Source organism: Aquamicrobium zhengzhouense (assembly GCF_016124105.1).
Taxonomy (GTDB): Bacteria; Pseudomonadota; Alphaproteobacteria; order Rhizobiales; family Rhizobiaceae; genus Aerobium; species Aerobium zhengzhouense.
The window spans coordinates 1-10,346 of record NZ_JADGMQ010000001.1 but is presented as its reverse complement, the minus strand read 5'-3'; the positions used below and the strand labels follow the sequence as shown (position 1 = coordinate 10,346).

Genomic DNA, 10,346 nt, shown 5'->3' with positions numbered 1-10,346 from the left:
TCAGGCCGTAGGGCGCGGGATCATGCCCTTCAGATCCACCGACCGATCCGCCGCCTGCTCCTTTGTCACGTTGACGCCTGCGGCCAACAGTCGACGAGCGACCATGTGATCTGCGGGTGCGTTCATGCTCTCGACGGCCACGAGCTGATCCCCGCGATAAACGAAGACCGAGTATTTTCCGTCGGCTGGATCGCCGCGGAGGACCGACGAATCCATGCCCATGTTGAGCCCGGCGATCTGGAGCTTGGCCTTTCCCTGGTGGGACCAGAACCATGGCAGGTCAGAATATTCGTACGGCTTGCCGGCGATCCGGGCTGCGACGCATTTGCCCTGATCGACCGCGTTCTGAACGGATTCAAGACGGATCCGCCCCACACCCCACTTGTTCGGGTGAGCGGCGACATCTCCAATCGCGGAGATGGAGGCATCCGAGGTACGAAGCATCTCATCGACCACCACGCCGTTCTCGACCTCAAGGCCCGCTTCCATGGCGAGCTCCGCGTTGGGAACCACACCCGCAGCCATTACGATCGCATCGGTCTCCAGCGTGTCGCCGTCGGAAAGGGTCACGGTAAAGCCTGTGGCATTCTCAGCGACCGCATGCGCGACCGTCTGCAACCTGATGCGTGTCCCCATCTCTGCGTGCAGCGACAAGAATTGCTCGCTCATCAGGGGCGATAGAACCCGCCCCATCAGCCGATCAGCAAATTCCAGGACATCGACGGCAATGTCACGCTGGCGGAGGAGTGCCGCGACTTCGAGGCCTATGAAGCCACCGCCGATGATCGTGACATGCCTCAGGCCATCCAGCCGCGCCGTGAGCACCCGTGCATGCGCTAGCGTCCTCAGCTCCAGGACCTTGGATACGTCTAGTCCTTCGATCGGCGGAAACCTGTTTCGCGCGCCAGTGGCGATCACCAAGTGATCATAGGAAAGGCGCTCGCCGGATGACAGTTCAACCTGCTTCGCCTCCCGATCGATGCGCCTGACGGTCTCACCCAACCTGCGCTCAATATGGCTGCTCGAGTAGACGCCCTCGCCTTTCAGCGGCAGTGAGCTGTCCTCAACGCTTTTGAGGAATTCCTTGGAAAGTGGCGGGCGCTGATACGGCAGGTCAGGCTCGTCACCGATCATCACGATCGAGCCTTCGAATCCTTCATGCCGAAGCGCAACGGCACATTCGACACCTGCCTGTCCGCTGCCGATAATCACCACTCTGGAAATGCTCACGACCGCTCCTCCGTATACAATCGTGCAGTTTCTGTATCACAGGCACTACAGCCACAAAACGCAAAACTTCTGAAACTCGCAGAAAAACAACGGACAAACGCGCCCGGCAACTAGGAGACATTCCCTCCCTCGCTGTTGCGGTATACAATTTTCCAGCTATGACACGCACGGCTGCCGCCGAGGCCGATACAGGTTGCCAAACCCGGCATTTTCGGCTTTCTGCCCCTTAACAGGAGGCAGCCACAATGTTCGACACCCTCAAGCCCGCAGCTCCCGATGCAATCCTTATGCTCATGGGACTGTACCGAGACGATCCCCGCAGCGACAAGCTGGACCTTGGCGTCGGCGTTTATAAAGACGCTCAAGGCCATACCCCTATTATGCGCGCGGTGCGTGAAGCCGAAAAACGGCTTTTCGAGGAACAGAATACCAAGGCATATCTGGGCCTGGCTGGCGACGTCCGCTTCAACGCACAGATGACGGACCTTGTGTTTGGCGGCTCAGTCGACAAGACCCGTCTCCGCGCAGTCCAGGCACCCGGTGGTTCAGGTGCCATCCGCATGCTGGCGGAGCTGATCAAGGTCACCAATTCGGACGCCACCGTCTGGGTGCCGGATCCAACTTGGCCGAACCATATCCCGATCCTGCGCAGCGCCACTCTGAAGACGGCGACTTATCCATATTTTGACGCAGCCACCTCGAGCGTGCGTTTCGATGCCATGATCGACGCGCTGAAGGCGCTGCCGGCGGGAGACATCGTCGTTCTCCACGGCTGCTGCCACAACCCGACCGGCGCCGATCTCACCATCGAGCAGTGGAACGTCCTGGCAGGAGTTCTGGCAGAACGCGGCCTTATCCCCTTCGTCGACATCGCATATCAGGGCTTTGGCGACGGGCTGGATGAAGACGCTGCAGGCCTGCGAATTCTTGCCGATGCAGTCCCGGAACTCATGGCTGCTGCCAGCTGCTCGAAAAACTTCTCCGTCTACCGCGACCGTGCGGGCGTTGCTTTTCTTCTTGGTCGCAATTCCGGCGAGGCAGACATCGCACAGGGCCAGCTCCAGGGCGCAGGCCGTGTGTTGTGGTCTATGCCCCCAGACCATGCGGCAGCATGTGTCCGCATTATCCTTGAAGATGAGGCACTCGCCGCCGATTGGCGCGCGGAACTTGAGGCTACCCGCTCACGCATGCTTGGCCTTCGGCAGGGTCTTGCGGAGGCACTGCGCCGCCAGTCGAATTCCGCGCGCTTTGACTTCATTGCGGACCAGCGTGGCATGTTCTCCCGCCTGGGCCTCTCCGGCGACGAGGTGAAGCGCCTTCGCGAAGAGCATGGTGTCTACATCGTCGGGGACAGCCGCTTCAACGTCGCGGGACTGCCGGGTGATCGCCTGGAGGAACTTGCGGCCAAGATCGTCGCAGTTCTCTAAGAAAACTCGCCGGTCAGCTACAGAAGCAGCTGGTAGCTGACCGGCACATAGCGGTATCCGACTTCCAGCTTCTCGATGAAGCCCGCCGCCGGAAACGGCATGTGGTAGCCGATGAAGGGCACCCTGTCGGTGGCAACCATGTCGAAGACCCGCTTGCGCGTCTCCGCACCTGCCTCCTTATCCATGTCAAACCTCACATGCCAATCTGGGCGCCGTAGTGAAGCCACATAGTGGTTGGCGGTATCTGCTGTCAGGACGATCCGGCTGCCTCCTGACTCAATGTTGAAGATCATGTGCCCCGGCGTGTGGCCGGCGGCCAGCAGACCATTGATCCCCGGGACAACCTCCCCTCCATCTTCAATGAAGGTGATCTTTTCGGCGAGGGGCACGATGGACGCCTGGACGGCCCGCGCACTGTTTTCGGTCGCACCAGATAGCCGGTCTTCGGCGGTCCAGAAGTCAAATTCCGTGCGCCCCACGACATATCGTGCGTTGGGAAACGCAGGCTGTCCCTCCTCCAGTATCCCGCCGATGTGATCACCATGGAAGTGGGTCAGCACCACAACACTTATATCCTCAGGATTGTAGCCAGCAGCCTGCAACCGTTCACGCAGCAAGCCCCCGCCATTCTCTCTCGCACGCGCCCCAAGCCCCGTGTCAAACAAGACCACGTCGCCACCGGTGTTAACAACGACTGGTGTGAACGAGTTCATCGCCCGGTCGGCTGGCAGGAAGTTCTCCTCTAGCAACGCTGCAACGTCAGCAGGGTCTTGATTAACGCCGAACGTCGTGTGGGGCGCGTCCGACGCGACCAACCCGTCATTGAGAGTGAGGAGCTTGAAGGTACCGAGCTTGAAGCTGCTAAGTCCGGGATTATTGATTGGGCCTGATGACGCTTGCGCATATGCGGCGCGCACCATGATCTGCGGGGTGGCCAAGCCCACCACTCCGGCGGCTATGGATAGTTTCAGGGCAGATCTGCGGTCAGTGATGAAGGTCATCGGATTTCCTCCTGGGGAGGAAAGGTTCACAGCCTGACGGCGCGAGCGCAACCCCGCGCCGCCAACCTCACATCAAAGTGGCGTAGCGTAACGCTCCGATCGCCGCTCGAAATAATAAGGTAAGCTTATCGATTGAAGTCCAAGCCTCGCCTGTGCTAACGCATCGTAAGCTTCCTGTCGGCACACCCCACCCCGTCCTTCATTTCCAGGCATTTCGCATTGAAACGATCGATCCCTCTTGTCCTTGCCGTGGCATTGTTCATGGAAACAATGGATTCGACGATCATTGCCACCGCTCTTCCTTCGATCGCCGCGGATATCGGTACGACACCGATCGCCCTGAAGCTTGCCTTGACCAGCTACTTCGTTTCGCTGGCCATCTTCATCCCGATCTCAGGCTGGATGGCTGATCGTTACGGTGCCAAGCAGGTTTTCAGGGCTGCCATCCTCGTCTTCGTGATCGGCTCGGTCGCCTGTGCGGTCTCCGCCACCCTGCTACAATTCGTTGGCGCTCGTTTCCTTCAAGGCATGGGCGGTGCCCTGATGACACCTGTCGGCCGCCTCATACTCGTTCGCTCGACACCGCGTCAGCAATTGGTATCGGCAATGGCCTGGCTGACCATGCCGGCTTTGATCGGCCCACTTCTTGGGTCCCCGGTCGGTGGCTTCATCACCACCTTCTTCTCCTGGCACTGGATCTTCCTGATCAATGTCCCGATCGGGTTGATTGGCGTGGTTCTGGCGGGCTGGGTGCTGCCCGCAACGCCTGGCGGTGATGCCGGGCGGATTGACTGGCCCGGCTTTGTACTCGCGGGTGTAGCCGCTTCAGGCGTCGTCTTCGGCCTGTCCGTTGTCAGCATGCCCGCACTGCCGCCAGTCGTTGGGTTCATCACGCTGATCATCGGACTGCTAGCCGCCTTTGGCTATGTGCGCCATGCCCGTCAGGCACCTATACCGATCCTGGACATCCGACTGTTCAGCAACCCCACGCTGCGCATCTCTATTCTGGCGGGCACCATCTTCCGTATCGGTATAGGCGCCGTGCCATTTTTGTTGCCGCTGATGTTCCAGATCGGGTTCGGCCTCAATCCATTCGAATCCGGGCTTTTGACTTTCGCTACAGCGCTCGGGGCAATGTCAGTGAAGGTGGTTGTGACGTGGATGCTGCGCAAGATGGGCTTTCGCGCGGTCCTCATCATCGCCATCGCGGCCGGGTCGGCGTTAATCGGATCCGCCGGGCTCTTTTCCCGGGAGACGCCTTATTGGCTGATCATCGCGACGCTAGTGCTGATAGGCTTCACACGCGCCATGTTCTTCACATCCAGCAACGCACTGATCTTTGCCGATATTGATGATCGTGAAACGGCACAGGCATCAGCGCTCGCGTCTGTCTCGCAGCAGGTGTCGATTGCTTTGGGCGTGGCTGTCGCGGGCATGATGCTGGAGGCGCATCACATTTTCACCGGCGAGGAGATCGGCAATGCGGCCTTCTCAATCGCCTTCTTCGCCGTCGGTGGTCTCTCGTGTCTTGCCCTTATTCCGCTGTTCAAACTCCCGCCCGATGCGGGAGTGAACATTTCGGGCCACGGCGCGCCGAAACGCTCCCGGCCTTCCTCTGACCGCTAAATAATCGGTTGCGAAGCCGGTTCCAGCTTCCGGCCTGCTGCACCCTCAGGCAGCGTCATCCGCATCATCCGGAGCCGAAACGTCTCGCCCCCTGAAGTCCTTTGCCAGAAGGTAGAGCTCGACAGATTCATCGCGCGATGCTGGCGGCTTCACATGCTGGACCGTGCGGAAGTTTCGCTTGAGCATATCGAGCAGCACATTTTCCGTACCACCCTGGAAAGTCTTGGCGAGGAAATGTCCGCCAGGCTTCAGCACCGACACCGCAAAATGAGCGGCAACCTCGCACAGATGCATCGTCCGAATATGGTCCGTGCGGCGATGTCCGGTGGTCGGCGCGGCCATATCCGACAGAACGACGTCCGGCGCACCGCCCAATGCCTCGATCAGCATGTCCGGCGCGTCATCGTCCAGAAAATCCTTTTGCAGGATCGTGGCACCTGGGATGGTATCGATCTCCAGATAGTCGATGCCGACGACCGTAGGCGCTTCATCCGGAGAATTGATCCGCTTGGCCGCCACCTGTAGCCAGCCGCCTGGCGCCGCACCCAGATCAACGACGCGATGCCCCGGCTTCAAGAGCTTGTGCTTGTCATCAATTTCTATGAGCTTGAATGCAGCGCGAGAGCGCCAGCCTTCCGCCTTCGACCGATGCACATAAGGGTCGTTCAGGTGCCTCTCCAGCCAGCGGCGAGACGATTCTTTCAACCCGCTCTTTTTCTTGACCCGCGTCCTTAGCGCGCGCGCACCACTGCCTGCAGTGGACGGACCTTTACCGGGTTTCTTCATACTCAAGACGCTCCCTTGCGCCATCGGCGCCATGCGCCGTCATCTGCCATCAGTTCCGACAGCATCCCTTCCCGCAGGCCACGATCTGCCACACGCAGTCGTTCCGCAGGCCAGTGACGGCGGATACCTTCGAGAATGGCACAGCCCGCCAGAACCAGATCTGCTCGGTCCGCGCCTATACACGCATTTGCCACACGCTGCTCGAAATTCCATCCCAGCAGCTTCTGGATCATCGCATCGACCTGCGCATTGTCCATCCACAGCCCGTCAACCCTGCGACGGTCATAGCGGTCAAGCCCAAGATGCACGCCGGCCAGCGTCGTCACCGTCCCGGAAGTACCGAGCAGGTGAAAGCGCTTGCGGTCGGACGTAACATGCGCGAGGCGCAACCGGCCCTCAAAACGGTCGAGCATGCCCGCGACTTCGTCCACCATCGCGTGAAAAAGATCGGGAGTGACATCGCGTCCGCCGAAGCGTTCCGCCAGCGAGACCACGCCGACCGGCAGCGACGTCCATGACACGATGTGGTTGGCGAGGCGCGGCGTTCTTGCCGAGGACAGGTCGATAAGGGCGATCTCGGAGGAGCCGCCGCCTATATCGAAAAGGACGACCCCATCGGTGCTTCGATCGACCAGCGAGCCGCAGCCGGAAACTGCCAGACGTGCCTCGGTCTTCCGATCGATGATCTCAAGCGAGATGCCTGCCTCCCGTTCAACCCTGTCGAGAAACTCGCTGCCATTTTCCGCTGCGCGACACGCCTCGGTAGCGATCAATCTGGCCCGCCGCACCTGTCGCGATCGCAGCTTGTCACCGCAGACCTTCAAGGCCTCGACTGCACGGTCCATTGCCGGTTTCCCAAGGCGGCCGGACGTCGACAGCCCCTCCCCCAGCCGAACAATACGCGAAAAGGCGTCGATTACCCGGAACTGACCTGGCCTCGTTGGAACAGCCACAAGGAGGCGGCAATTGTTCGTGCCGAGATCAAGCGCTGCATAGACCGGCAATTGATGCGATCTGGGTCCGGACGAAACCCCGCTCCCGGTGGCAGGCGCACTCCGCCGGGCCGGCATTTCCTGCCGGGGCCCCACAGGCGCGTTCGCACGCGACTTGGCTGGCGCAACGGGCCGTGCATTTGACTGTGCCGACCCGACAGATGCCGCAGGTCGTTTTTCCGCAGCCGGAGGCGCTGAATCTGAGCCTTCGCGGGCAAAAACCTTCCTGCCCCGCCGGCGCTTTCGCCGCTTTCGATTCGGTCCCTTGCCTTGCGGAGCGTTACGGCCACTTCGCGAATCTGCGGAGTCACCGCCAGCCTGCAATGATTGCCGGCCTCGAGGCGGTGCTGCAGACGGATTCCGCCCGCCAACGCCGCCAAACGCCCCGTTCTGTGGCGCCTTCGCGCCTCGATCAGGGTCTTCCACTCGATTTTCCTTCAACGCCGCGCGAACCAAAGACGCTGCTGGCGCGTTCATATCTTACGTTGCAGCCAGAATATCAGCGACGACCCGAAACACCAAGACCCGCATTTGCGCATCCCCATCCCCTGCCGCGCGACAAAAATTCGGGATTTTCGACCTGCCGACAAAATTGCGGTTGACTATTTTCTGACGCTGTCTATATCGAGCCCATCGCTGCCGCCCAACGGCGCCACCGACTTCAGGACGCCTCAAACAGAACCTGAAATTGGGGAATAGGTTAACGGTAGACCCGCGGACTCTGACTCCGTTAGTCCTGGTTCGAATCCAGGTTCCCCAGCCAATTGTTCTCCAGAATCGCCTGAAACGCTGGATCTGCAAGCCTTTCGAAAGGCCAGCATACCGCGCCGAATCCGTCTCCCACAAGTGGTGCCCATAACTGATGCCCACAGGTGATGCCCATTCGCCTCGGGCCAAGCGGGAGCACGGCGAATGGGACTGCGTCGACACCAGGTCGAAAACCTCATCCGAAGAGGTCCGAACTTTTATTGGCGGGCCCGAATCCCCGTCGGTTTTAGGGCAGCTGGAAAGAACACCCGCCTTTCACTGAGCCTTAGGTTATCGGACCGCAAGATCGCCAGCGTCGTGGCACGGCGGCTTAACGCCCTGCTTGTGGAGATCGAACTGTTGCCGGGGGCGAGGATGGCGACGAGGGAACAGCTGGCAAAGATATTCGCGCTCGAAAGCGAGGCCGTACGCGCCGAGATAGACAACCTCGATCGCGGCGCCAAACGGCTTGGGTCGCTGCGCGATCCCGAACAACGGGATGCAGATCGACACGTCGGATATGCATATCGTCTGCTCGAAGCCTACGGTCCAACTGGCACGCTGAATTTTGAACCTGGGTCAGAGGTCCGTGAGGCACTCATCGAGGCCAGGGCGAGCGAGGACGACATCCCCGCGATCGCCGAGACATTCCGATCCGAAAGCGAAGGCGTGCGCACTGACCTGCGCGGACAATCGCGCGGCCGTTTTCTGAGAGACGTTCTTCAGCGGATGGCGCAGGTCGGGCTGGACGACACAGGGCTGAACCGCGATGCTGCGTCAGAGGAAATCTTCCGCGCACGCGCCGACGCCTTTCTCGCCTCTGCAGATGATCCAAGAAAGCCGAGCCTGCACAAGCTGTCGCGCCCACAAGCGCCCTCGCCCATCGAAGCACTCGCGGTTGCACCACCTCCGCAGCCACAGGTTATATGGACGGCCGACGCGTCATTACAGGCGTCATCAATCCCGGAGCAGCAGCCTGAGATCCAGACGCTTCCCGCTACACCAATTGTCGATGTCTCGACCTCTGTTCATGACGCGGCAGCTCTAGGGAGAACTGATCTGCCCCTGTCACGGTTTGACGATGAAGTCGACAAGATGATCGCAAACAAGGGAAAGGAGTGGACCGCCGAGACGGCAGCGGACGCGCGTGTCCTTGTCAACCTATTCCGCGGCATCCTTGAGGAGCACGGCGTCACGCATTCCGGTCAGATAACACAGACTCACGTAGCCGCGCTCAGACAGCACTTCAATCAAGTGATCCCATCGTGGGGCAGAAGTGCCCGGCTGCGGGCACTGTCGACCAAAGCCATGCGCGAGGAATCCGCTAGGATCGTGGAGGAAAAGAAAGCAGAGGGCAGACCCGCAAAACTTGGATTGGCGGGCGCAACCATCCGCCGCCATCTTGGCAATCTGACCCACTTTCAGACGCATCTTCAGGCTTCCAACTACACGATAGCGGACTGGACGCTCAAAAGTCTGCGCCCGCGAAAACCGAAACGAGGCGACGTTCGCCACCAACAGATCAAGCCGGGCCCTGACCAGGTTCGGCCGCTCTTTGATTTACCGATCTTCACAGGACAGTTGAACGCGGACAAACCGGAGGCACACGGCGATCTGGTGTTTCACTCGGCTAATTACTTCCTGCCGATGCTGTTCACCTACCTTGGATCGCGACGAAACGAGTTCGCGAGTCTGATGGTAAATGATATCGTCCTGAAAGACGGACGGTGGGCGATCGACATCAAGCCAAACAAGTACCGCACAGTCAAAAACACCCAGTCAGAGCGCATGCTGCCCGTCCCGACAGAGCTACTGCGCCTGAACTTCCTCGACTACGTCACCCGCCTCAAGCAATTGGGCCACGAACTGCTGTTCCCGGAGCTATACTCGCCCTTCCGGAAGACACAGGACCTTGGCGATCGCTTCTATAAGGACTTCGTCCGAATCGCGAAGAAGTGCATGTCAGATGAGCTATGGCAGCGCCCCATCCACGCACTTCGACACGGCTTCGCAGACACCCTGAAACAGGAAGGTGTATCGGAGGGCGTCATTGAGGACCTTTCCGGGCGCCTCGGCAACACCGAGACGGCAACGAGATACACCAATCCCGCAGGTCTTTCGCTCCTGGAAAATATACTCCTGAAATACCCGACGATCACCGACCATCTCGAGCCTCGTCCGATCCGTCTGCTGCCTTGGGTTGAGCAGAAGTTGCCGCCCCCGTGGGCTGGTCGCAAGAGCGGCGACCGCTTTGGTGACAAACGCGGGCGCCGTCCGAAGAAGGACAGGGTGTGACGAACCTCGGGACAATAAACTTGCTGCGCAAAGTGGCTATTCAGGGGCCGAAAGCGGATATTCCGGTTTTGGGATTCGCTCGGCGGTAAGCTGCCGTTCCCATTTCGCGGTAAAGGCAAAGTGTGCCTAGTCTGCTCCCGCCCCCATGCACGAACCCGCTTCGCGGGAGGGGTGCCACGGCCTGAGATGGCATAGTATTCTCAGCCTTTGAGCGGTAGCGGCGGTCGAGCCGACCGTGGAGT

7 protein-coding genes and 1 tRNA gene are annotated in these 10,346 nt (G+C 60.1%); 4 read left to right on the top strand and 4 right to left on the bottom strand.

The features are described from left to right. On the bottom strand, nt 1-1,230 hold the full coding sequence (locus IOD40_RS19905; protein ID WP_198473057.1) for an NAD(P)/FAD-dependent oxidoreductase: 1,230 nt from the start codon (nt 1,228-1,230) through the stop codon (nt 1-3). 245 nt (nt 1,231-1,475) lie between these two features. Between IOD40_RS19905 and IOD40_RS00035 the strand changes: the two genes are divergently transcribed. Then, nucleotides 1,476-2,657, top strand: a complete 1,182-nt coding sequence (locus IOD40_RS00035; RefSeq protein ID WP_198473055.1) for an amino acid aminotransferase — start codon at nt 1,476-1,478, stop codon at nt 2,655-2,657. A 17-nt stretch (nt 2,658-2,674) separates the two neighbouring features. Here IOD40_RS00035 and IOD40_RS00030 read toward each other — a convergent pair whose 3' ends face one another. Further along, nucleotides 2,675-3,658 carry an MBL fold metallo-hydrolase gene (locus IOD40_RS00030; protein WP_198473053.1) on the bottom strand — a complete coding sequence of 328 codons (984 nt, stop codon included), beginning with the start codon at nt 3,656-3,658 and terminating at the stop codon, nt 2,675-2,677. A 219-nt stretch (nt 3,659-3,877) separates the two neighbouring features. Between IOD40_RS00030 and IOD40_RS00025 the strand changes: the two genes are divergently transcribed. Beyond that, on the top strand, nt 3,878-5,284 hold the full coding sequence (locus IOD40_RS00025; protein WP_198473051.1) for an MFS transporter: 1,407 nt from the start codon (nt 3,878-3,880) through the stop codon (nt 5,282-5,284). A 45-nt stretch (nt 5,285-5,329) separates the two neighbouring features. Here IOD40_RS00025 and IOD40_RS00020 read toward each other — a convergent pair whose 3' ends face one another. Both IOD40_RS00020 and IOD40_RS00015 read right to left on the bottom strand, forming a co-directional pair. Further along, nucleotides 5,330-6,070: an RlmE family RNA methyltransferase gene (locus IOD40_RS00020; protein WP_198473049.1), complete on the bottom strand. Its 741-nt coding sequence runs from the start codon at nt 6,068-6,070 to the stop codon at nt 5,330-5,332. Nucleotides 6,071-6,072: 2 nt separating this feature from the next. Beyond that, nucleotides 6,073-7,488, bottom strand: coding sequence for a Ppx/GppA phosphatase family protein (locus IOD40_RS00015; protein ID WP_456061948.1), 1,416 nt, complete (start codon nt 7,486-7,488; stop codon nt 6,073-6,075). A gap of 263 nt (nt 7,489-7,751) precedes the next feature. On the opposite strand from IOD40_RS00015, the gene IOD40_RS00010 reads away from it, so the two are divergent. Together IOD40_RS00010 and IOD40_RS20250 are read left to right on the top strand one after the other, a co-directional pair. Beyond that, nucleotides 7,752-7,825 (top strand) — tRNA-Gln (locus IOD40_RS00010). 302 nt (nt 7,826-8,127) lie between these two features. Beyond that, nucleotides 8,128-10,104 (top strand): tyrosine-type recombinase/integrase, encoded by a 1,977-nt coding sequence (locus IOD40_RS20250; protein ID WP_210336750.1) that lies wholly within the window; start codon nt 8,128-8,130, stop codon nt 10,102-10,104. Nucleotides 10,105-10,346 lie beyond the last annotated feature (242 nt).

Coding starts and splice junctions, on each gene's coding strand:
- IOD40_RS00030 (WP_198473053.1), bottom strand. CDS start 3,658: ATGACCTTCATCACTGACCGCAGATCTGCCCTGAAACTATCCATAGCC.
- IOD40_RS00035 (WP_198473055.1), top strand. CDS start 1,476: ATGTTCGACACCCTCAAGCCCGCAGCTCCCGATGCAATCCTTATGCTC.
- IOD40_RS00020 (WP_198473049.1), bottom strand. CDS start 6,070: ATGAAGAAACCCGGTAAAGGTCCGTCCACTGCAGGCAGTGGTGCGCGC.